General features: G+C 67.4%; 23 protein-coding genes and 1 pseudogene. 16 read left to right on the forward strand and 8 right to left on the reverse strand.

Features of this window, described 5'->3' with window-relative positions; genetic code table 11:
• Positions 1-36 precede the first annotated feature (36 nt).
• The 3 genes from RCP37_RS02400 (at position 37) to RCP37_RS02410 (ending at position 3416) form a co-directional block, all read left to right on the forward strand.
• Entirely contained in the window at positions 37-852 is an 816-nt protein-coding gene (locus RCP37_RS02400) for an acyl-[acyl-carrier-protein] thioesterase (RefSeq protein WP_308485457.1), read from the forward strand.
• Positions 853-1152: 300 nt separating this feature from the next.
• The gene (gene aceA, locus RCP37_RS02405; RefSeq protein ID WP_308485458.1) at positions 1153-2439 is read left to right on the forward strand and encodes an isocitrate lyase; all 1287 of its coding nucleotides are present in this window, start codon (positions 1153-1155) and stop codon (positions 2437-2439) included.
• A gap of 122 nt (positions 2440-2561) precedes the next feature.
• Entirely contained in the window at positions 2562-3416 is an 855-nt protein-coding gene (locus tag RCP37_RS02410; RefSeq protein ID WP_308485459.1) for a 3-hydroxybutyryl-CoA dehydrogenase, read from the forward strand.
• 4 nt (positions 3417-3420) lie between these two features.
• Here RCP37_RS02410 and RCP37_RS02415 read toward each other — a convergent pair whose 3' ends face one another.
• The 3 genes from RCP37_RS02415 to RCP37_RS02425 all read right to left on the reverse strand — a co-directional run bounded on the left by RCP37_RS02415 (position 3421) and on the right by RCP37_RS02425 (position 5120).
• A complete protein-coding gene (locus RCP37_RS02415) occupies positions 3421-3876 on the reverse strand; it encodes a hypothetical protein (protein WP_308485460.1) in 456 nt (151 codons plus the stop codon).
• Positions 3877-3940: 64 nt separating this feature from the next.
• Positions 3941-4276 carry a hypothetical protein gene (locus tag RCP37_RS02420; protein ID WP_308485461.1) on the reverse strand — a complete coding sequence of 112 codons (336 nt, stop codon included), beginning with the start codon at positions 4274-4276 and terminating at the stop codon, positions 3941-3943.
• A 121-nt stretch (positions 4277-4397) separates the two neighbouring features.
• The gene (locus tag RCP37_RS02425; protein ID WP_308485462.1) at positions 4398-5120 is read right to left on the reverse strand and encodes a TetR/AcrR family transcriptional regulator; all 723 of its coding nucleotides are present in this window, start codon (positions 5118-5120) and stop codon (positions 4398-4400) included.
• A 260-nt stretch (positions 5121-5380) separates the two neighbouring features.
• On the opposite strand from RCP37_RS02425, the gene RCP37_RS02430 reads away from it, so the two are divergent.
• From RCP37_RS02430 to RCP37_RS02465, 9 genes and pseudogenes are all read left to right on the forward strand, one after another.
• The gene (locus tag RCP37_RS02430; RefSeq protein ID WP_373693095.1) at positions 5381-6742 is read left to right on the forward strand and encodes a DUF445 domain-containing protein; all 1362 of its coding nucleotides are present in this window, start codon (positions 5381-5383) and stop codon (positions 6740-6742) included.
• An 87-nt stretch (positions 6743-6829) separates the two neighbouring features.
• Positions 6830-7222 carry a helix-turn-helix domain-containing protein gene (locus RCP37_RS02435; protein WP_308485463.1) on the forward strand — a complete coding sequence of 131 codons (393 nt, stop codon included), beginning with the start codon at positions 6830-6832 and terminating at the stop codon, positions 7220-7222.
• Between the two features lie 61 nt (positions 7223-7283).
• Complete coding sequence (locus tag RCP37_RS02440; RefSeq protein WP_308485464.1) at positions 7284-7901, forward strand: heparin-binding hemagglutinin; 618 nt, start codon at positions 7284-7286, stop codon at positions 7899-7901.
• A gap of 43 nt (positions 7902-7944) precedes the next feature.
• A complete protein-coding gene (locus RCP37_RS02445) occupies positions 7945-8226 on the forward strand; it encodes a DUF2516 family protein (RefSeq protein ID WP_067966687.1) in 282 nt (93 codons plus the stop codon).
• Positions 8227-8230: 4 nt separating this feature from the next.
• Positions 8231-8638, forward strand: coding sequence for a DUF2599 domain-containing protein (locus RCP37_RS02450; RefSeq protein ID WP_308485465.1), 408 nt, complete (start codon positions 8231-8233; stop codon positions 8636-8638).
• Positions 8638-9321, forward strand: a complete 684-nt coding sequence (deoC, locus tag RCP37_RS02455) for a deoxyribose-phosphate aldolase (RefSeq protein ID WP_308485466.1) — start codon at positions 8638-8640, stop codon at positions 9319-9321. The genes RCP37_RS02450 and deoC overlap by 1 nt, the downstream gene beginning before the upstream one ends.
• Before the next feature lie 51 nt (positions 9322-9372).
• Positions 9373-9696 (forward strand): annotated as a pseudogene (locus RCP37_RS22165) (DUF4226 domain-containing protein); the annotation flags it as partial.
• A 143-nt stretch (positions 9697-9839) separates the two neighbouring features.
• Complete coding sequence (locus tag RCP37_RS02460) at positions 9840-10532, forward strand: C2 family cysteine protease (protein ID WP_308485467.1); 693 nt, start codon at positions 9840-9842, stop codon at positions 10530-10532.
• Positions 10529-11038 (forward strand): hypothetical protein, encoded by a 510-nt coding sequence (locus tag RCP37_RS02465; protein ID WP_308485468.1) that lies wholly within the window; start codon positions 10529-10531, stop codon positions 11036-11038. The genes RCP37_RS02460 and RCP37_RS02465 overlap by 4 nt, the downstream gene beginning before the upstream one ends.
• A gap of 4 nt (positions 11039-11042) precedes the next feature.
• On the opposite strand, the gene RCP37_RS02470 is transcribed toward RCP37_RS02465, so the two are convergent.
• The 4 genes from RCP37_RS02470 to RCP37_RS02485 are packed head-to-tail and all read right to left on the reverse strand — an operon-like array spanning position 11043 to position 14230.
• Complete coding sequence (locus RCP37_RS02470; protein WP_308485469.1) at positions 11043-11810, reverse strand: LmeA family phospholipid-binding protein; 768 nt, start codon at positions 11808-11810, stop codon at positions 11043-11045.
• A gap of 9 nt (positions 11811-11819) precedes the next feature.
• Positions 11820-12884, reverse strand: coding sequence for an LmeA family phospholipid-binding protein (locus tag RCP37_RS02475; protein WP_308485470.1), 1065 nt, complete (start codon positions 12882-12884; stop codon positions 11820-11822).
• The gene (locus RCP37_RS02480; protein WP_308485471.1) at positions 12881-13699 is read right to left on the reverse strand and encodes a carbon-nitrogen hydrolase family protein; all 819 of its coding nucleotides are present in this window, start codon (positions 13697-13699) and stop codon (positions 12881-12883) included. The genes RCP37_RS02475 and RCP37_RS02480 overlap by 4 nt, the downstream gene beginning before the upstream one ends.
• Before the next feature lie 9 nt (positions 13700-13708).
• The gene (locus RCP37_RS02485) at positions 13709-14230 is read right to left on the reverse strand and encodes a DUF2505 domain-containing protein (RefSeq protein ID WP_308485472.1); all 522 of its coding nucleotides are present in this window, start codon (positions 14228-14230) and stop codon (positions 13709-13711) included.
• Between the two features lie 26 nt (positions 14231-14256).
• Between RCP37_RS02485 and RCP37_RS02490 the strand changes: the two genes are divergently transcribed.
• Both RCP37_RS02490 and RCP37_RS02495 read left to right on the forward strand, forming a co-directional pair.
• A complete protein-coding gene (locus RCP37_RS02490; protein ID WP_308485473.1) occupies positions 14257-15315 on the forward strand; it encodes a UDP-N-acetylmuramate dehydrogenase in 1059 nt (352 codons plus the stop codon).
• A gap of 58 nt (positions 15316-15373) precedes the next feature.
• Positions 15374-16672: a L,D-transpeptidase gene (locus RCP37_RS02495; RefSeq protein WP_308485474.1), complete on the forward strand. Its 1299-nt coding sequence runs from the start codon at positions 15374-15376 to the stop codon at positions 16670-16672.
• Here the strand turns inward: RCP37_RS02495 and RCP37_RS02500 are convergent.
• Positions 16638-17429, reverse strand: a complete 792-nt coding sequence (locus tag RCP37_RS02500) for an SDR family oxidoreductase (protein ID WP_308485475.1) — start codon at positions 17427-17429, stop codon at positions 16638-16640. The two genes, RCP37_RS02495 and RCP37_RS02500, sit on opposite strands and share 35 nt — an antisense overlap.
• Before the next feature lie 207 nt (positions 17430-17636).
• Between RCP37_RS02500 and RCP37_RS02505 the strand changes: the two genes are divergently transcribed.
• Together RCP37_RS02505 and mshA are read left to right on the forward strand one after the other, a co-directional pair.
• Positions 17637-18920: an ROK family protein gene (locus RCP37_RS02505; protein WP_308485476.1), complete on the forward strand. Its 1284-nt coding sequence runs from the start codon at positions 17637-17639 to the stop codon at positions 18918-18920.
• 22 nt (positions 18921-18942) lie between these two features.
• Positions 18943-20289, forward strand: coding sequence for a D-inositol-3-phosphate glycosyltransferase (gene mshA, locus RCP37_RS02510; RefSeq protein WP_308485477.1), 1347 nt, complete (start codon positions 18943-18945; stop codon positions 20287-20289).
• The last annotated feature ends 20 nt before the right edge of the window (positions 20290-20309 follow it).

Below are 20309 nucleotides of genomic sequence, written 5' to 3' on the forward strand. Positions count from 1 at the left end.
GCATGATCCGCTCAGGGAGAGACCACGGGAGCACCGATGCACCAGACACAGGAGCCGACCGGCCTGGCCAAGGCTTTGATGCCAGTGCCGGACCCACATCCCGACGTGTTCGATCGGCAGTGGCCGCTGCGGGTCGCCGACATCGACCGCCTGGGCCGCCTGCGGATGGATGCGGCCGCCCGCCACATCCAGGACATCGGCCAGGATCAGTTGCGCGAAGGCGGATATCAGGAGACCCACCCGCTGTGGATCGTCCGGCGCACCATGATGGACCTGATCCGTCCGATCGAGTTCCAGGACATGCTGCGGATACGGCGTTGGTGTTCGGGCACCTCCAACCGCTGGTGTGAGATGCGGGTTCGCATCGATGGCCGCAAGGGCGGGCTGGTCGAATCCGAAGCGTTCTGGATCAACATCAACCGCGAGACGCAGGGACCGGCGCGGATCTCCGAGGACTTCCTGGCCAGGCTCAAGCGCACCACCACCGTCGACCGGCTGCGCTGGAAGGCCTACCTGAAGGCCGGTGGTCGTGAGGACTCGGACGAGATCCACGAATACCCGATTCGGTTCACCGACATCGACCTGTTCGACCACATGAACAACTCGGTGTACTGGAGCGTGGTCGAGGACTACCTGTCGGGTTACCCCGAGCTGCTCGACGCGCCGCTGCGGGTCACGCTGGAACACGATGCGGCGGTCGCACTGGGCGACAAACTAGAGATCGTCTCCCACGTCCACCCGGCTGGATCGACTGATCAGTTCGGGCCTGGACTGGTCGATCGCACTGTTAGAACGCTCACATACCTGGTGGGTGAAGAGGTCAAAGCCCTCGCCGCAATCTTCCCGCTGTAACACGTTCTAGTCAGTACGGGCGTACTGCTAAAACGTGCGCTGACCAGTGTGGATATGTTACCGGCCGGTAGCTTTTGGGCTGATTTCGCGACGGGGTTTCCCTATGGTTCTTCGCAAACTTTGCAATTTGTTCGCGATGCATGGCTGAACTTGGCAATGGAAACGGCTGGACCTGGGGAGATGTCCTGTGCCAAGGTCGCATTAACACACCAGTGAATCGATCGGGGTGTTAGCAAAGCCGGGAAGCAATTCTCGGGTCCGGCGACCCCGGCCGATCGAGAACGCAAAGGAGCGCATCCTATGTCGACCGTTGGCACGCCGAAGAGCCCCGAGCAGATCCAGCACGACTGGGACCACAACCCGCGTTGGAAGGGTGTCACCCGCACCTACTCCGCAGCGGATGTTGTCGCGCTCCAGGGCCACGTCGTCGAAGAGCACACCCTGGCCCGTCGTGGCGCCGAGGTGCTCTGGGAGCAGCTGCACGACCTGGACTACATCAACGCCCTGGGCGCGCTGACCGGCAACATGGCCGTCCAGCAGGTCCGGGCCGGCCTGAAGGCCATCTACCTGTCCGGTTGGCAGGTCGCCGGTGACGCCAACCTGTCCGGCCACACCTACCCCGACCAGAGCCTCTACCCGGCCAACTCGGTGCCGCAGGTGGTGCGCCGGATCAACAACGCACTGCTGCGTGCCGACGAGATCGCCAAGGTCGAGGGCGACACCTCGGTGGACAACTGGCTGGCCCCGATCGTGGCCGACGGCGAGGCCGGCTTCGGTGGCGCGCTCAACGTGTACGAGCTGCAGAAGGCGATGATCGCCGCCGGTGTCGCGGGTTCGCACTGGGAGGACCAGCTGGCTTCGGAGAAGAAGTGCGGCCACCTGGGCGGCAAGGTGCTGATCCCCACCCAGCAGCACATCCGCACCCTGACCTCGGCCCGTCTGGCCGCTGACGTCGCCGACGTGCCGACCGTGGTGATCGCCCGGACCGACGCCGAGGCCGCCACCCTGATCACCTCCGATGTCGACGAGCGCGACCAGCCGTTCATCACCGGTGAGCGGACCGCGGAGGGCTTCTACTACACCAAGAACGGTCTGGAGCCGTGCATCGCGCGGGCCAAGGCCTACGCGCCGTACGCCGACCTGATCTGGATGGAGACCGGTACCCCGGACCTGGAGCTGGCCAAGAAGTTCGCCGAGGGCGTCAAGTCGGAGTTCCCGGACCAGATGCTGGCCTACAACTGCTCGCCGTCGTTCAACTGGAAGCAGCACCTGGACGACGCGACCATCGCGAAGTTCCAGAACGAGCTGGGTGCCATGGGCTTCAAGTTCCAGTTCATCACCCTGGCCGGCTTCCACGCCCTGAACTACTCGATGTTCGATCTGGCCCACGGCTACGCCCGCAAGCAGATGAGCGCCTACGTCGAGCTGCAGGAGCGCGAGTTCGCCGCCGAGGAGCGGGGCTACACCGCCACCAAGCACCAGCGCGAGGTCGGTGCCGGCTACTTCGACCGGATCGCCACCACCGTCGACCCGACCTCGTCGACCACGGCGCTGGCCGGCTCGACCGAAGAGGGCCAGTTCCACTAGGCCGCAAGGGAAGAGATTTCCCGGGGTGGAAGTCGGATTGCACCGCGGGGGAGTTGACAGCGCAGGCCCCGCCCAGCCAGCCTGGGCGGGGCCTGTTGCTGCCGTTGACTGAAAGGGAGACCGTGTCGATCCAACGAGTAGGTGTTATCGGGGCCGGGCAGATGGGCGCCGGAATCGCCGAGGTGTCGGCGCGTGCCGGCGTCGAGGTGAAGATCTTCGAGACCACCGACGCGCTGGTCACGGCGGGTCGCAACCGGATCGTCAAGTCGCTCGAGCGCGGTGTGAGCGCCGGCAAGATCACCGAGCGCGAGCGCGACGACGCCGTCGGCAACCTGACTTTCACCACCGACCTCGGCGAGCTGGCGGACCGCCAGCTGGTCATCGAGGCCGTCATCGAAGACGACACCGTCAAGGCGAAGATCTTCGCCGAGCTGGACCGGGTGATCACCGACCCGGACGCCGTGCTCGCATCAAACACTTCGTCTATCCCGATCATGAAGATCGCCGCTGCCACGCAGAACCCGCAGCGGGTTTTGGGTCTGCACTTCTTCAACCCGGTACCGGTGCTGCCGCTGGTCGAGCTGGTCAGCACGCTGGTCACCGACCCCGCCGCCGCCGACCGCACCGAGCAGTTCGCCAGCGCGGTGCTGGGCAAGCAGGTGGTGCGCTGCTCGGACCGCTCCGGCTTCGTGGTGAACGCCCTGCTGGTGCCCTACCTGCTGTCGGCGGTTCGCATGCTCGAGTCCGGGTTTGCCACCGTCGAGGACATCGACAAGGCGATCGTCGCCGGCCTGTCGCACCCGATGGGCCCGCTGCGGCTGTCCGACCTGGTCGGCCTGGACACGCTGAAGCTGATCGCGGACAAGATGTACGAGGAATTCAAGGAGCCGCTCTACGCCGCGCCGCCGCTGCTACTGCGCATGGTCGAGGCCGGCCAGTTGGGCAAGAAGTCCGGTCGGGGCTTCTACACCTACTGATCCGCTAGTGCGTGGGGCTCACGCCGAACGCGAACCAGCACGGTTTGCCTTCCATGGGTGAGTCGAACGGCGACGCAGTGCGGGTCAAGCCGCTCGGCGGTATCAGGGTCGGAACCCCGTTGAAGATGATGCAGGCGGAGTTGGTGATGAGGTCCTGTGGGGGCCGGTCACCGGGCGAGTTGGTTTGGCCGTTCTGACCGTTCTGGCCGGCAGCGCGGGCTGCCTGGTCGGCGGCGTTCTGGGCCTCACCGATGGCTCGATTGGCGATACCGGCGCCGCATGCCTGCGGGTCCTGCATTTGCTGGCCCTGGTCGCCGCTTGCGCAGGCGTCCTGCCCTTGCCCGCCCGGCTGCTCGGGGTCGTCCGCGTAGGCCGGTGCGGGACAGCTGAGGAATGCTCCGGCAGCGATCAGTGCCGCCAGGACCGTCTTGGCGGGCAGCCTGTAGTCCTTCGTCGACATCGTTCAGTCGCCTTTCATGCTTAGCGGATCTACTCCGCGTCGCTATTTGCGTCGAGAGTGGAAATCAGCCGACCTTGGCAAGCTGAAAAGAATTGCCGTTGGCAGATCCGCTCAGAGTGTTGTTGTCGATCACCACCTGATCGCCGCCGTCCACACCCGGAGCGATCCAGGAGTCGCCTTGTAGATGAAGCTCCGTAGCCCCGTATGGGCCAACGATCTGGCCCACCTTGCAGCCGGCACCACATGAGCTGACATTGAGAATGCTCGGCTGTTGCGCCGGGTTTCTCAAATAGGTCAGCTCGTAGCTGCCGTCGACAAGCTCGGCCGACGCCGGAGCCGCCAGCCCTAATGTCCCTGCAACGGCTATCGCTGCCAGAGTCAGAATTCGTGTCATCTGCATGTCAGTTGCCCTCCCACCGGACGGCGATCCGCGTCGCCCCACCCCCTGCGACGGTAGGAGATTGCGCCGCCCAAGAGATACAGGGATTTCCCTGGTAATTGGCGGTGCCTCGTTGGGCAGATCAGCGCGCAGATTGCGCGCGGGACGCCCGTCGCCACGGCAGCACCGGCGACGGATGCGGGCCCGCATTGAACTTCTCCAGCGATCCACCCACCTCGACGATGCCGCACAGTGCATTCCAGCTCAGCATCGTCAGGTAGTCGATCAGGTCGTCGGCGCTCATTCGGGGATCCAGCAGCCACGAGTGGGTGGCCAACTGCACCCCGCCGACGATCATGTAGGCCCACGGATCCACGCCGTGGGTGTCCATGCCGACCGATTTCATCCGGCGGCGCAGCATCACCGCGAGCATCCGCGCGATGATGCGCTCGGAGTCGGCGATCACCTTGCTCTTGCTGGCCGAGCTGTTGGCCATCACGAACCGGTAGGGCTCGGGCTCGTTGGCCACGGTCTGCACGTACACCCGGATGATCTCGCGAACCAGGTCGAACCCGTCCAGGTTCGCCGACAGCGCCGCCGCCATATTGGGGATCAGCGTGGTCTGCGCGAAGCGCATCATCACCGAGGTGGTGAGGTCGTTTTTGTCGACGAAATACCGGTACAGGACCGTCTTGGACACGCCGATCTCTGCGGCGATCTCGTCCATGCTGACATAGCGGCCGCGGCGCCGGATCGCCTCGATCGTTCCGTCGATGAGGTCGTTTCGGCGGTCGACCTTGTGCTGGTGCCAACGCCGTTTGCGACCGTCGGTCTTGGCGGTGCTGGCCTTGAGCTGTTCTGCCACTATCGCGGATTCCCATTCCCTAGACGCAATAGATAATACGGGCTTGTCCAGCAAACTTTGTGGACCGGTAACAGTTACCGGTGGTTTAGCGAGGCTCGCCGGAGGCGAGTCGAAGCTGGAACCGCCGCATATACCCGGTGGTTTAGCGAGGCTCGCCGGAGGCGAGTCGAAGCTGGAATCGCCGCATATACCCGGTGGTTTAGCGAGGCTCGCCGGAGGCGAGTCGAAGCTGGAATCGCCGCATATACCCCGCCGGGCAGATGGCGGATGATGGTGGAGTGGTGCATCCAGAGAACCAGTCGAGTTGGCCGGGCGCTGCGCAAGCCGTGCAGTCGTTGGCGGAGTCGTTCGCGGGCGCCGACCCAGACGCGGACGCGGTCCGATTGCGTGATCTGCGCCGGATGAAAGTGGTGGCGCTGAGTTTCCTGCTCGGCGCCACTGTGGTCTTCCTGCTGTGTCGATGGGCAGCCACCCACGGGGTAGAAGGCACAGCCCCCACCTGGGTGGGCTACGTCGGTGCGGCGGCCGAGGCCGGCATGGTCGGCGCGCTGGCGGACTGGTTCGCGGTAACCGCACTGTTCAAGCACCCGCTGGGGATACCCATCCCGCACACCGCGATCATCAAGCGCAAGAAAGATCAGCTCGGGGAGGGGCTGGGCACGTTCGTGCGGGAGAACTTCCTGTCACCACCGGTGATCGAGACCAAGCTGCGGGACGCGCAGGTCGCCGGCCGGGTGGGTAAATGGCTGTCGGAGCCGGCGCATGCCGAGCGGGTGGCCGCCGAGACCGCGACCGTGCTGCGGGTCCTGATCGAGATGCTGCGCGACGACGACGTCCAGGACGTGATCGACCGGATGATCGTTCAGCGCATCGCCGAGCCGCACTGGGGTCCGCCGGTCGGCCGGGTGCTGGGTTCCCTACTGGCGGAGAACCGGCAGGAGGCGTTGATTCAGCTGTTGGCCGACCGGGCCTTCCAGTGGTCGCTCAATGCCGGCGAAGTCATCCAGCGGGTGGTGGAGCGTGACTCGCCGACCTGGTCGCCGCGATTCGTCGATCACCTGGTCGGCGACCGCATCCACCGTGAACTGATGGATTTCACCGACAAGGTGCGCCGTAATCCCGATCACGAACTGCGGCGCAGCGCGACCCGGTTCCTGTTCGAATTCGCCGACGATCTGCAGCACGACCAGGCGACCATCGCGAAGGCCGACGCGGTCAAAGAGCAGCTGATGGCGCGCGAAGAAGTCGCCAACGCCGCGGCCACGGCCTGGCGGACGCTCAAGCGACTGGTGCTCGAAGGCGTCGACGACCCGTCCAGCGCGCTGCGGACACGGGTGGCTTCGACTGTGGTCCAGGTCGGAGAGTCGTTGCGCGACAAGGCCGAACTGCGCGACAAGGTCGACAACTGGATCGTGCGGGCCGCCCAGCATCTGGTGGGCCATTACGGCGTGGAGATCACCGCGATCATCACCGAGACCATCGAGCGCTGGGATGCCGCCGAGGCGAGCCGACGCATCGAACTGCACGTCGGGCGTGACTTGCAGTTCATCCGGATCAACGGCACGGTGGTCGGCTCGCTGGCCGGCCTGGCGATCTACGCCATAGCTCAACTTATGTTCTGACCTGCGCTAGCAAGTGCTTGCAAAAGTTAGCACTGGGCCGTATCGTGGCACGTGTCAGCACTCGCCAGTCCACGAAAGGGGTCACCGGTGTCGCAGGATGACAAGCTCACCGCGGTGGTCTCCACGGCTGCGGCGGATATCGGTAGCTTCATTCGGTCCCAGCGCGAAGCCGCGCAGGTGTCCATGCGTCAGCTGGCCGACAAGGCCGGCGTCAGCAACCCGTATCTGAGCCAGATCGAACGTGGACTGCGCAAGCCTTCCGCTGACGTCCTCAACCAGATCGCCAAGGCCCTAAGGGTTTCCGCCGAGGTGCTCTACGTCCGGGCGGGAATTTTGGAGCCGAGCGAGAAGAGCGAGGTCCGTGACGCCGTCATTGCCGATGCAGCGATCACGGAACGGCAAAAGCAGGTTCTGCTCGACATCTACACCTCCTTCGTCCAGCAGAACGAAGCCGACGGTGAGGAGACGCCAGCTGACTGATCCTCTGTCGTTCTCCTGACCGATCTACCTACGCACGATTTCAACCCGAAAGGAACCCGACATGGCCGAGAACCCGACCATCGAAGAACTGAAGGCCCCGCTGCTCGCCGCGCTCGGCGCAGCCGACCTGGCGCTGGCCACCGTGAATGACCTCGTCGCCAACCTGCGTGATCGCGCCGGCGAAGCCCGCGAGGACGCCAGCACCCGGGTTGAGGAGAGCCGCGCTCGCCTGACCAAGCTGCAAGAGGACCTGCCCGAGCAGCTCGCCGAGCTGCGGGAGCGCTTCACCGCCGACGAGCTGCGCAAGGCCGCCGAGGGTTACGTGGAGGCTGCCAGCGACCGGTACAACGACCTGGTGGCGCGCGGCGAGGCCGCTCTGGTGCGCCTGCGCAGCCAGTCCGGTCTGGACGACGCCTCGGCCCAGGTGGAGGGCTACGTCGACCAGGCCGTCGAGCTGACCCAGGAGGTGCTGGGCAACGTCGCGTCGCAGACCCGCGAGGTCGGTGAGCGCGCCGCCAAGCTGGTCGGCATCGAGCTGCCCAAGAAGGACGAGCCCGCGCCGGCTCCCGCCAAGAAGGCTCCGGCTGCCAAGAAGGCCGCCCCGGCTGCCAAGAAGGCTCCGGCCAAGAAGGCCCCGGCCGCCAAGAAGGCACCGGCCAAGAAGGTCACCCAGAAGTAGTCGCAGTTCGACGCCCGGGACGGTGCCCGCCTAGGCTTGCAGCGTGATCGCTGCGAACCTGGTGGGTACCGTCCTTGGCGTTTTGCAGATCGCCGTCTTCGCGACGTCGGTGTACGCCTTCGTCCACGCCGCGATGCAACGCTCTGACGCCTACACCGCCGCCGACAAGCTCACCAAGCCGGTCTGGCTGGTGATTCTCGGGGTGTGCGGGCTGCTGGCATTGGTGTTGCAGGTGATGGGGATGGCGATCGCGGCCTGCGCGGCCGGGGTCTACCTGGTGGACGTGCGCCCCCGACTCCTTGAGGTCCAAGGCAAGTCCCACTAGCCCCATGCTGCGTGCGTTCGTCCTTGCGGCCTTGGGTGCCGCGGCCGCGGTGCTGGGTGCGGCGCCGGCCACCGCTGACACCGGGTTGTTCGGCTTTGTCGACCACACCGAGTGGGTCAGCTACGACGGCCGGTCGAGTCTGCGGGTGTACCCGACCTCCTCTGCGCGGGCGGCGGCGCTGCGGCTCGACACCGACGGCGCGGGTGAACAGGCTTGGCGGGAGGTGCTCGTCAGCGCCCCCGACGCCGATACCCCCGGCATGCGCGACCAATTCCTCTGCCACTTCAGCTACGCCGAGTTCGCCCGACCCGGCAAGACCAGCTGGAACCTTGAGCCGTGGCGCCCCGTCGTCGACGGCGTGACCATGCTCGAATCCGGATGCAATCCGGGTGCCGCCGAGGAGGCCTTCTGATGCCCACCACCCGCTGGGACCGCGACCAGGTGGCCAAACTGGTCGACCACACCCTGCTCAAACCCGAAGCCACCGCGGAGCAGGTGATCGCCGTTGTCGCCGAAGCCGCCGAACTCGGGGTGGCCGCGGTGTGTGTATCGCCGTCGATGGTGGCCACTGCGGCTGGGGCCAACCCCTCCGGCGTCCCGATCGCCGCGGTCGCAGGATTCCCGTCCGGCAAGCATCTGTCGGTGGTCAAAGCCCAGGAGGCCGCATTGGCCGCAGCGGACGGGGCGGCCGAGATCGACATGGTTATCGACGTCGGCGCGGCACTGGCGGGTGATTTCGCCGCGGTGGACGCCGACATCGCCACCGTGCGCGCCGCGGTGCCCCAGGCGGTGCTCAAGGTGATCGTCGAATCCGCCGCGCTGCTGGAGTTCGCCGGCGACGCCGCTCTGGTCGCTGCCTGCCGGGCCGCCGAAGATGCCGGCGCGGATTTCGTAAAGACCTCCACGGGATTTCATCCGTCCGGCGGGGCGAGTGTGCACGCGGTGGCACTGATGGCCGGCACGGTCGATGGCCGGTTAGGGGTCAAGGCCAGCGGCGGTATCCGCAATGCCGACGATGCGCTGGCCATGCTCGAGGCCGGAGCGACTCGACTGGGACTATCCGGCACTCGTGGGGTGCTCGACGGACTGGGGTAGCCCGGCTGGGTGACTACCCAAGTCGGGCGACCGCCGATAGCCTTTGCGGCTATGCCCGATGCGCGTGGTGCATTCGCCGATGCCGCGCGTGCGCGCGAGCAGGATTTGGCGCAACGCCTGGCGACGGCTGTCGAGGTGGATCGCGCTTTCGTCGAGGCGCTGAGTGGGGCGTGCCGAAAGGCGGTGTGGGGACGGCGACGCCTGGACGCCATTGGGGTCGAGATCAGCGACGTCGTGGCCCGGCAAGGCGTACTCGGCCTCGACACCCCGGCGGGCGCTCGGCAGTTCCAGGCATTCCTCGCCACAAAGGCCAGAGAGATCCACCGGGTCGTGGACGAGGTCTCCGCTGACAGCACGAGCAGAACGGGGACGCTGCGGTCGCTGCGGTATCCGATGGGTGACGGCGCGCCGCTGTCTCCCCCGATCGATACGCTCGGCGGCCAACACCGGTGGACCGACAAAGATCTATACCCGCACGACCCGACCGCCGCCGACGTGAAGCAGGACAGCGTCGGGGATTGCTATCTGGACGCCACCATGGGCGCCATCGCCAACGCCAACCCGCACGGATCAAAGATCGCATTCAATTCGACGACCAGACGGGGACTTTCGACGTCACCCTCTGGGATGGGCGGGAGTGGAAGCACATCGGCGTCACGCAGGCCGACATCGACACCGACATCAAACACAACGGCGCAAGCTGGCTCGACAACGGCCGGCCCGACGCGGCGTTGTGGCCGACGGTGCTGGAGTCGGCGTACGCGAAACTCAAATACCCGGACCGGGACCTCGGCGACGCCCTCGGCAACGACGTGGGGATCGGGCAGGGTGGCTATGCCAAGGATGCGCTGGAGGCGCTGACCGGCAACCGCGGCACGGTAATCAACCCCGAGAGCGTCTGGTTGACCAATCAGCATATCGACCAAGCGATTTCCGGGGCGTTGTCCAATCATCAGCCGGTGACGATCTCCACTTCTCCTGAAGGAGCACCGTTGACGCAAAGCCATGTCTATGTGGTCGAAGGCATCAGCGGTGTCGGCAGCGATGCCATGGTGACGCTGCGAAATCCGTGGGAGACCAATATCGGAACGCCGATCGACACCCCCGATGCGCTGGTCACCGTCCGGCTCGGCGACCTGATCGGGTCCGGGCTGCCCGGTCCCCTCGGCAAGCACCCGATGTCGGGCGTCAACATCGGTTCACTCGGATGAAGGCAAGCAAGGCGATGGTGATAAGCGCAGCGGTGGTCGTGGGGATCGTCATAGTCCTTGCCGGATATGTCTTCTGGCAGTACCGAAGCGCTGCGCCGCCCGCGCTGGGTGACAGTCGGGTGTACGCCCAGAGCGCCGACATTCCCGTCACATCGGTGCCGGATCATGCCGGCGCCGAGAAGCAGTTGCGCGAATTCGCCGACGGCATAGCGCCCGGCTACCGGGTGGCCGACGAACGGTTTCTCGCTTCCGGGGTCCCACTGGTGTGGGATGCGTTGCGGCACTTCGTCGGGCCGGACCTCTCGCGGTCCGGCTACGCGCTGACGGCGGATGGTTTCGCTACCGACTTCGCCATCGAATACAGCGTGTACGGACACAGCGGCGGAATTCGGCGTTGGTTCAACGACGACCTGATCCTGATCGCGGGCTTCAACCGCCCTGCGGTACCGGCAGCGGCAGACCCGGACGCCTACCTCTACGGATACTTCCGGCTCGCCCGGACCTGATGACTTACAGCGAGTCGAAGCATTGACTCGACGAAGACCCCTGCTGGATGGCGGCATTCTGGGTCGAGAATTTCACCACCACACCGGAATCGGTGACTGCCACGCTGTCGAGGTGGATGCCCAGCGGAAGGTTGTCGGTCACCTTTGCGGTCAGTTCGTCGAGGCGGCGCTGCACGGTATCGGTGTCGAGGTCGTGGCCCAGCGCCTCCAGATCGACCACCTGCAGCGACAGCCCGTTGTTCACCAGTTGCGGCTTGACGGTCGCCTTGTTGAGCAGGCCCTTGAGTTGGACGGTGCCGGCACCCGGGTCGGCGGTGACACTGCCGGTGACGATGCTGCCGATCATCGGGACCACGTCCTGAATCGACTGCTTGATCCCGTCGGCCGGCCAGGTGATGGTGCCCTCCAGTGACCCGATGGTGCCTTTGGAGTCCGAGGCACCCGCGCCCTTGTTCAGCCGGACGTTGCGGATGTCCAGATCGAGCTGCATGCCCTTGGCCTGCCGGATCTGGTTACCGGCGGTCTTGACCGAGATGTGGGAGTACTCGCCGTTGAAGTACTGCGCTAGCACCGGGGGAGTGGTCCCGAAGGACACGGTGGCGTCGTCCTGCGCCTCGCATTTGACGGCTTCGGCGACCAGGGTGTTCGCACGGTGGCGGGCGTAGAGCTCACCGCCGAGCATTCCTACCAGTGCTATTGCGAGCACCGCGGTCAAGGCCAGCATGATCGCCGGCAGGCCGGAAAACCGATGTGTGGGTCCGGGTGCGCTCATTGTGCAAGGTTACAGATGCGCGAAGCAGGGGTCATCCGTCCGCGGAATCGAGGCGTTATGGGTGGAGAACCGCGCCACCACACCGGTATCGGTGACCTCGATGCTGTCGGCGCGCAGACCGAGCGGATAGCGCTTGGTCAACTCCGTGGCGAACCGGTCCAACTCGGGTTGCAGCGACTCTCGCGGCAGAGTCAGGGCGCCTAGGCCGGTCAGTTTCTGCACCTGCAGGGATAGACCCCCGTTGACGACTTCGGGCTTGACCACGACGGTGGCCAGACCGAACGCACCGCGCAGCTCGACGGTGCCGTCCTGTGCATTGGTCTTGAGGTCGGAGACCAGGTTGCCCAGGATCGGCACCATGTTCTGCACGGTCTCTTTGATCCCGGCCGACGGCCAGGTCAGCGTCGCCTGCAGGGAACCGATGGTGCCCCGCGAGTCGCCGGTGCCGTGCAGATCGACATCGGAGATGCTCAGGTCGGCGGTCATCTGCTTGGCGTCTTTGACCTGATTGCCCGCAGTGTGGATGGAGATGTTGGTGTAGTTGCCGGTGATGTGCTGCCACAAGAACGGCGGCGTCACCCCGAACGAGGCGCTGGCCTTGTCGTTCACCACGCACTCGGTTGCCTTGGCCACCTTGCTGTCGCCGATACGGCGGGCGATCAACTCGGCGCCGATCACCCCCGCCAGCGCCAGCGCGATCACTGTCACCAAGATCAGGACCAGGGCCAGCGGGTCACGTAGCACCGAAGCCGACCGTGACGGGGCGTCCGGGGCTTCGATCACGGTGGTGGGCGCCTCAGCGGCCTGCGTCGGCGCCGGCTGCGGCACCGGGTCCGTGGGCGGCGACCCGGCGCCCTGCGCGGGCGCCGGGGTCTGCGGCGGCACGGGAGGGTGTGCAGGTGCCGCGGGAATCCGGGTGGTGGGCTCTTCACGCCCGCCCGCCGGCATCTGCTGGGTGGGCGAGGCGGACGGCTCCGGCGGACGGGGCGGCGTAGCGCTGCCTTGGGGTTCGGGCTGGCCGGTGGGGCGAGCCCAGGGTGACTCGTCTTGGGGAGGTCCGGGCGGATTGCTCACCCGCGCGATTGTGCCTTACCGACCTGAAGGAAGCTCGCACGATTGCTCAACACCGCTAGCGTCCGGCGGGCGGTGGAGACCGCGTCGAGGTCGATGTCGCAGACCAGTAGCTGCGGCGATGCGCCGGCAGCGGCGATCACCTCACCCCACGGCGAGGTGATCATGCTGTGGCCCACTCCGGTCGGCGCGCCCGAGGAATCCTCGGCAACGCCTGGGTCGGCCTGCCCTACCGCGACGACATAGCTGGTTGAATCCAGCGCCCGGGCCCGAGCCAGCAGCTCCCACTGGGACAGCTTTCCCGGGCCGGCGCCCCACGAGGCGCAGACCGCGATCAGCTGTGCGCCGCGGTCGGCCAATTCGGTGTACAGCGCCGGGAACCGGATGTCATAACAGGTCGACAACCCGACGCCGACGCCGTTGACATCGATCACCACCGGCTCGAATCCCGGTGCCACCGTGCGTGATTCGGTGAAACCGAAGGCGTCGTAGAGGTGGACCTTGTGATAGTGCGTGTCGGTTCCGGGGCCGACCGCCAACAACGTGTTGGTGACGCGTCCACCATCGGCCGGGGTGAACATTCCGGCGACCACGGTGATCTGAGCTCGCGCGGCGACTTCGCGAACCTGCGTGGCCCACGGCCCGTCGAGAGGCTCGGCAACCGGGCCCAGCGGCACCCCGAACCGGCACATCGCCGCCTCCGGGAACACCACCAGCGACGCCCCCTGCTCGGCGGCCCGTTCGGTGTAGTCGGTCACCAGTTGCAGATTCGCGGCCGGGTCGGCGCCGCTGAGTATCTGCGCACAAGCAATCCGCATGGATCCAGCCTATGCCGTCGGTGTTGCGCCGCCCTGCCGCAGCCACGTCGCGGTGAACCGCTGCTCGCTGGTCATCAGCTCGGCCAACTGCCCGCCGATGAAACTCTCGATCTTGCCGCCCACCAGCGGGATGTCGACCTGCACGGTCGCGGTCAGCCGCAGCTCACAGCCGCCGGATGCCGGCGCCAGGATCGCGTCGCCGGACAGCTTTGCCGGTGCGCCGACGACCTTGCCGGTCACCTGGGCGCGTGCGCGCCCGTCGCGCACCGGATGCCATGTCTCGTGCCGCGCCACATCCAAATTGCCCGGATGAAACTGGGCCGCCAGCGCGGGCAGCTTCTCCCGGTGAATGCCCTGCGTGGTGGCGACGTCGACGCCGCCATCGGGGCCGACGGTCATCGCGTCCAACGCCACGACATCGGCTCCGGAGTCGGCCAGCCGGGCTCGCCAGTAGTGCTCGTCGGCGAAGACGGCATACACCTGCTCGACGGTTGCCGAGTAGTGCTCGGAGAGCGTGAATGTACGCGGCATAGCTGGTCACGCTACCGTTACCGGCCGTGGCGGGTTCCGAGTTCGCGGGCGCGCGTGTCGCTGAGGCGGTGCCGCTGGCGCCCTTGACCACCCTGCGGGTGGGACCGGTCGCCCGACGGGTCATCACGTGCGCCGACACCGAGCAGATCGTGGCAACGCTGGGTCAACTCGACGCGGCCGGTGACCGTCCGCTGCTGCTCGCTGGCGGCTCCAACGTGCTGATCGCCGACGACCTCGAAGACCTGACCGCCGTCGTGTTGGCCAACGACGGCATCACCATCAACGGCACTCTGCTGCGCGCCGAAGCCGGCGCAGTCTGGGACGAGGTCGTCGCCCGCGCGGTCGCTGCGAACCTGGGCGGGCTGGAGTGCTTGTCGGGCATTCCCGGCTCGGCGGGCGCTACCCCGGTGCAGAACGTCGGGGCCTACGGCGTCGAGGTCGCCGACCGCCTGACCCGGGTTCTGCTGCTGGATCGGCGCAGCGGCGAGGTGCGCTGGACACCGGCGGCCGAGCTGGAACTCGGCTATCGCACCAGCGTGCTCAAGTACTCCGATGCGGTGGTGGTGCTGGAGGTCGAATTCGAACTGGATGCGGGTGGGCGCAGCGCGCCGCTGCGATACGGCGAGTTGACCACCGCGCTGCAGGCCGCCGACGGCGAGCACCGCGACCCGGCAGCGGTCCGCGCCGCGGTGCTGGCGCTGCGCGCGGCAAAGGGCATGGTGCTCGACGCCGATGACCACGACACCTGGAGTGTCGGCTCGTTCTTTACCAATCCGGTTGTGTCACAAGATGTCTACCGCGGCGTGGCTGATCGGGAAAGCGGATCGGTGCCGCACTGGGAAGCCCCGAGTGGGGTGAAGCTGGCGGCCGGCTGGCTGGTGGAGCGGTCCGGTTTCAGCAAGGGCTATCCCGGGCCGGATGCGCCGGCGCGACTGTCCACCAAACACGCGTTGGCGTTGACCAACCGGGGCGGGGCCACCTCCGCCGACATCCTGAGCCTGGCCCGCGTCGTGCGTGACGGGGTGCGGGACGCGTTCGGTATCACCCTGCACCCCGAGCCGGTCCTGGTCGGGTGCGCGCTGTAAACCGGGTGTAAGCAGCATCGCAGGTGGTCAGGCGGCTGGGCCGGTATCTTGGAATGCCGTGACCCTGAACCGGCGACGTGCGTTGGCGGCGCTGGCTGCCGGGGTTGTGGCGCCGACCACATTGGCCGGATGTTTCGGTCAGCCCGGGAAGAGCGCCGAGAAGGCGCCACAGTCTGCGCCTGCCCTGACGTTTGAGCCCGCCCTGGAACACGGAGCGGTGGCCGACGTGCTGCCCACCGCCGCCGTCGCCGTCACGGTGCGCGACGGCTGGTTTCAGCGGGTGGCGCTGACCAGCCCGGCCGGAAAGGTGCTCAGCGGAACGTTCAACCGGGAGCGCAACCGCTACACCGTCACCGAGCCGTTGGGCTATGACTCCGTCTACACCTGGAGCGGGTCGGTGGTGGGGCACGACGGCAATGCGGTGCCGGTCAGCGGCAGCATCACCACGGTCGCGCCCGCCGTCGTCATCGACGGTGGCTTTCAGCTGGCCGATGGACAGACGGTGGGCGTCGCCGCGCCGGTGATCTTGCAGTTCGACGGGCCGATCGCCGACAAGGCGGCCGTCGAGCGGGCATTGACCGTCATCACCGAGCCGCCGGTGGAAGGCAGCTGGGCCTGGTTGCCCGACGAGGTGCAGGGGGCCCGGGTGCACTGGCGCAGTCGGGACTATTTCCCGGCCGGAACCAAGGTCAGCGTCAACGCCAAGCTGTACGGACTGGCGTTCGGCGACGGCGCCTACGGGGCCCAGGACATGTCCCTGGACTTCGCGATCGGCCGGCGCCAGGTGGTGCGCGCGGAAGTCTCGTCGCACCGCATTCAGGTGGCCCGCGACGAGGGCGTGATCATGGACTTCCCCTGCAGCTACGGCGAAGCCGACAAGCCGCGCAACGTCACTCGCAACGGCATCCACGTGGTCAGCGAGAAGTACGCGGACTTCTACATGTCCAACCCGGCCGCCGGCTACAGCAACATCCATGAGCGCTGGGCGGTCCGCATCTCCAACAACGGCGAGTTCATCCACGCCAACCCGGCCAGTGCGGGCGCTCAGGGCAACACCAACGTCACCAACGGCTGCATCAACTTGTCGACAGACGACGCCGAGCAGTACTTCCACAGCGCGATCTACGGCGACCCCGTCGAAGTGACCGGCAGCTCGATCGAGCTGTCCTACGCCGACGGGGATATCTGGGACTGGGCGGTGGACTGGGACACCTGGGTCTCGATGTCGGCTTTGTCGAGTTCCGAACCACCCCGGACCTCACTGCCCCGCACCGCGCCGGCCACCCCGACCGACGCGCCGACACTGTCGGGCACGCCCACGACTACGACGAGCTCGAGTCCTTCACCCGGCGGTTAGCCCGGGTCGCAGATGCCTGGTCGCGGGGGCGGATGACGATCTGGTCGAGGTCGACGTGCGGCGGCCGGGAGGACACGAACCCGATCACCTCGGCGATGTCGGCCGCCGTCAGCGGCGTCAGGCCGGAATAGACGGCGTCAGCGCGGTCGCGGTCGCCTTCGAAGCGCACCAGCGAGAACTCGGTGTCCACCATGCCGGGAGCGATTTCGGTGAGCCGCACCGGCTTTCCCAGCAGTTCGCCGCGCAGCGTGCGGTGCAGTGCGCTTTGAGCGTGCTTGGCCGAGGTGTAGCCGGCGCCACCGTCATAGATTTCGAACGCCGCGATCGAAGTCACCGTGACCACCAGGCCGTCCCCGGACGCGACCAGTTTCGGCAGCAGCGCACGCGTCACCTGCAGGGTGCCCAGCACATTGGTCTCCCACATCCAGCGCCAGTGCTCGAGATCGGCCTGTTCTACCGATGCCAGACCCTTGGCGCCGCCGGCGTTGTTGACCAGCACGTTTATTGAACCGGAGAGCGACTCGCAGACCTGTTCGCACCTCTGGGCCAAGTCGGCGACGGCGGCCGGGTCAGTGACGTCGGTCACTACTGCGGTGCCGCCGATCTCGTCGGCCAGCGCGGCGATCCGATCGGCGCGGCGGGCCGCGACGATGACGTGAAAGCCTTGTCCGGCAAGGGTTCTCGCGGTCGCCTCGCCGATGCCTGAGCTGGCGCCGGTGACCACCGCAATGCGCTGAGCGTGCGCAGATGTCGTCATCGCGTCAACCTTAGTGATCGTGATAGATTCTCAGCTATGTCTCGCAGTGCCCGCTTTCTGACAGCGGTCTGTCTGGTCGCCCACGGCGCGTGTTGTCGCGCGTGTTGCTGCGCCTGACCTGCTGCGAGTAGCGCTCCTTAGGAGAATCCGCCGGGTCGTAGGCGTAAACGGCCCTCATTCGGATTTTTCTCCAGACAAGGACATCTCGTGCGTACTACCTCTCTCACCGCTCACCTGGCCAGCCACCGCAACGGTCGCCTCCGTTCTCACCCGCGCGTGGTAGCCCCGGCCCTGCAGCTCGCCGACAGCGCCGGCGCCGAGGTGTTCGCCGCGGTTCGCCAACATGGCCCGGTCGCGCGGGAGGCCATCGCCGGCGTCACCTCGCTGAGCGTGGCCACGGTCAACCGCCAGGTCAGTGCGCTGCTGGAAGCCGGATTGCTGCTGGAGCGCGCCGACCTGGCCACGTCCGGGGCGATCGGGCGGCCGCGTCGGCCGGTGGTGGTCAACCACGAACCGTTCCTCACCCTGGGCCTGCACATCGGGGCCAAGACCACCAGCATTGTGGCCACCGACCTGCTCGGACGCACGCTGGACGTCGTCGAGACCCCGACACCGAACAATGGCGCGACGCCGGCGCTGGCATCGCTGGCCGCCAGCGCCAGCCGGTACCTGACCCGCTGGCAGAAGCGCCGGCCGCTGTGGGTCGGCGTGGCGACCGGTGGCGCAGTCGACGGGGCCACCGGCCACGTGGACCACCCGCGGCTGGGCTGGACGGCAGCGCCGGTCGGACCCGTGTTGGCCGAGGAGCTGGGCCTGCCCGTATCGGTGGCCTCCCACGTGGATGCGATGGCCGGGGCGGAACTGCTGTTCGGGGTGCGGCGGCCGACGGCCAACAGCACCACCAGCCTCTACGTCTACGCCCGCGAAACGGTCGGCTACGCCCTGGTGATCGGCGGCCGGGTGCACAGCCCGGCCAGTGGTCCCGGCACCATCGCCGGGCTGCCGGTGTACTCGGAACTGCTCGGGGGCACCGGGCATCTGGAGTCCACCGTCAGCGATGAGGCGGTACTGGCCGCGGCTCGTCGGTTGCGGCTGCTGCCCGAGGGCAAGGGCGCCGTGTCGGCGGCGGTGACCACCCTGGTGCGCGAGGCGCGCGGCGGTGACGAGCGAGCGGCGGCACTGCTGACCGAGCGGGCCCGCGCACTGGGCGAAGCGGTCGCGCTGTTGCGCGATGTGCTCAACCCCGATGACCTGGTGGTCGGTGGCCAGGGTTTCACCGAATACCCCGAGGGCATGGTCGAGGTGGAGCGGGCATTTACGCAGCGCTCAGTGCTCCCGCCGCGCAGCATCCGCGTCACCGCGTTCGGCAACCGGGTTCAGGAGGCCGGCGCCGGCACCGTGGCACTGGGCGGACTCTACGCCGACCCGGTCGGGGCGATGCGTCGCTCCCGCGGGCCGGTCGCCCGCGTGGTCCCGGAAGTGTCCGCCTGACCGCACCTGTAAAGATGGCGGGGTGGGCTATGGCGTCGGAGGGGTCGGAGGCAGCAGAGCCGATGTGCACCGGGTAGCGCTGCTGTCGGTACACACCTCGCCGCTGGCCCAACCCGGCACCGGCGATGCCGGCGGAATGAACGTCTACGTCCTGCAGAGCGCGCTGCATCTGGCGCGCCGCGGGGTCGCAGTGGAAGTGTTCACCCGCGCCACATCGTCGATCGACCCGCCGGTGCAGCACGTCGCGCCCGGCGTGCTGGTGCGCAACGTCGTGGCCGGGCCGTTCGAAGGCCTGGACAAGAACGACCTGCCCACGCAGCTGTGCGCGTTCGCCGCCGGGGTGCTGCGCGCCGAGGCCGCTCACGAGCCCGGCTACTACGACGTCGTGCATTCGCACTACTGGCTCTCGGGTCAGGTCGGCTGGCTGGCCGCGGACAGGTGGGCGGTACCACTGGTGCACACCGCGCACACCCTGGCCGGCGTGAAGAACGCCGCCCTGGCTGCCGGGGACGCCCCGGAACCGCCCCTGCGCGCGGTCGGCGAGCAGCAGGTCGTCGATGCGGCGGACCGGCTGATCGTCAACACCGACGACGAGGCACAGCAACTCATCGCCCTGCATGAGGCGGACCCGCGCCGGATCGACGTGGCGCACCCGGGCGTCGACCTGGAGGTGTTTGAGCCCGGCGACAAGTTGGCAGCGCGGCAGGCGCTGGGGTTATCGGCAGGCGAACCGATCGTGGCGTTCGTCGGCCGCATCCAGCCGCTCAAGGCGCCCGACATCCTGCTGCGTGCGGCCGCGAAACTGCCCGGGGTACGCGTGGTGGTGGCCGGCGGACCGTCGGGCAGCAGCGGTTTGGCGGAACCGGGCGGTCTGGTTCGGCTGGCGGCGGAACTGGGTATCAGTGACCGGGTGACATTCCTGCCACCGCAGTCCCGCGCGGATCTGGCGACGCTGTTCCAAGCCGCCGACCTGGTGGCGGTGCCGAGCTACTCCGAATCGTTCGGTCTGGTGGCGCTGGAGGCGCAGGCCTGCGGGACGCCGGTGGTTGCCGCGGCCGTCGGCGGGTTGCCGGTGGCGGTGCGCGACGGGGTCACCGGGCGACTGGTCGACGGGCACGGGATCGAGGCGTGGGCAACCGCTCTCGACGAGCTGCTGCGGCTGTGTTCGGGACCTCGCGGATGGGCGATGCGCCGGGCCGCCGCCAGCCACGCGGCGCAGTTCTCCTGGGAGCGCACCGTGGACGCCCAGTTGGCCAGCTACTCCCGCGCGATCGAAGACTTCGCCGCGGCCCGGGGTGGGCGGATGCGGGTGCTCGGATCGGCACGCCGGCCTCGCCGCTGGCCCACCCGGCGCGGGGCACGCGCGTGAGCTGCCTGGCAGCACTGCGC

This window comes from Mycolicibacter sp. MU0102, from assembly GCF_963378105.1.
In the GTDB taxonomy this organism is placed as follows: domain Bacteria; phylum Actinomycetota; class Actinomycetes; order Mycobacteriales; family Mycobacteriaceae; genus Mycobacterium; species Mycobacterium holstebronense.

What these genes read in the sequence shown, in the direction of transcription:
- RCP37_RS02430 (WP_373693095.1), top strand. Translation starts at nt 5,381, where the DNA reads ATGGCGGATGATGGTGGAGTGGTGCATCCAGAGAACCAGTCGAGTTGG.
- RCP37_RS02400 (WP_308485457.1), top strand. Translation starts at nt 37, where the DNA reads ATGCACCAGACACAGGAGCCGACCGGCCTGGCCAAGGCTTTGATGCCA.
- RCP37_RS02500 (WP_308485475.1), bottom strand. Translation starts at nt 17,429, where the DNA reads ATGACGACATCTGCGCACGCTCAGCGCATTGCGGTGGTCACCGGCGCC.
- aceA (WP_308485458.1), top strand. Translation starts at nt 1,153, where the DNA reads ATGTCGACCGTTGGCACGCCGAAGAGCCCCGAGCAGATCCAGCACGAC.
- RCP37_RS02440 (WP_308485464.1), top strand. Translation starts at nt 7,284, where the DNA reads ATGGCCGAGAACCCGACCATCGAAGAACTGAAGGCCCCGCTGCTCGCC.
- deoC (WP_308485466.1), top strand. Translation starts at nt 8,638, where the DNA reads ATGCCCACCACCCGCTGGGACCGCGACCAGGTGGCCAAACTGGTCGAC.
- RCP37_RS02420 (WP_308485461.1), bottom strand. Translation starts at nt 4,276, where the DNA reads ATGCAGATGACACGAATTCTGACTCTGGCAGCGATAGCCGTTGCAGGG.
- RCP37_RS02485 (WP_308485472.1), bottom strand. Translation starts at nt 14,230, where the DNA reads ATGCCGCGTACATTCACGCTCTCCGAGCACTACTCGGCAACCGTCGAG.
- RCP37_RS02450 (WP_308485465.1), top strand. Translation starts at nt 8,231, where the DNA reads ATGCTGCGTGCGTTCGTCCTTGCGGCCTTGGGTGCCGCGGCCGCGGTG.
- RCP37_RS02415 (WP_308485460.1), bottom strand. Translation starts at nt 3,876, where the DNA reads ATGTCGACGAAGGACTACAGGCTGCCCGCCAAGACGGTCCTGGCGGCA.
- RCP37_RS02480 (WP_308485471.1), bottom strand. Translation starts at nt 13,699, where the DNA reads ATGCGGATTGCTTGTGCGCAGATACTCAGCGGCGCCGACCCGGCCGCG.
- RCP37_RS02465 (WP_308485468.1), top strand. Translation starts at nt 10,529, where the DNA reads ATGAAGGCAAGCAAGGCGATGGTGATAAGCGCAGCGGTGGTCGTGGGG.
- RCP37_RS02470 (WP_308485469.1), bottom strand. Translation starts at nt 11,810, where the DNA reads ATGAGCGCACCCGGACCCACACATCGGTTTTCCGGCCTGCCGGCGATC.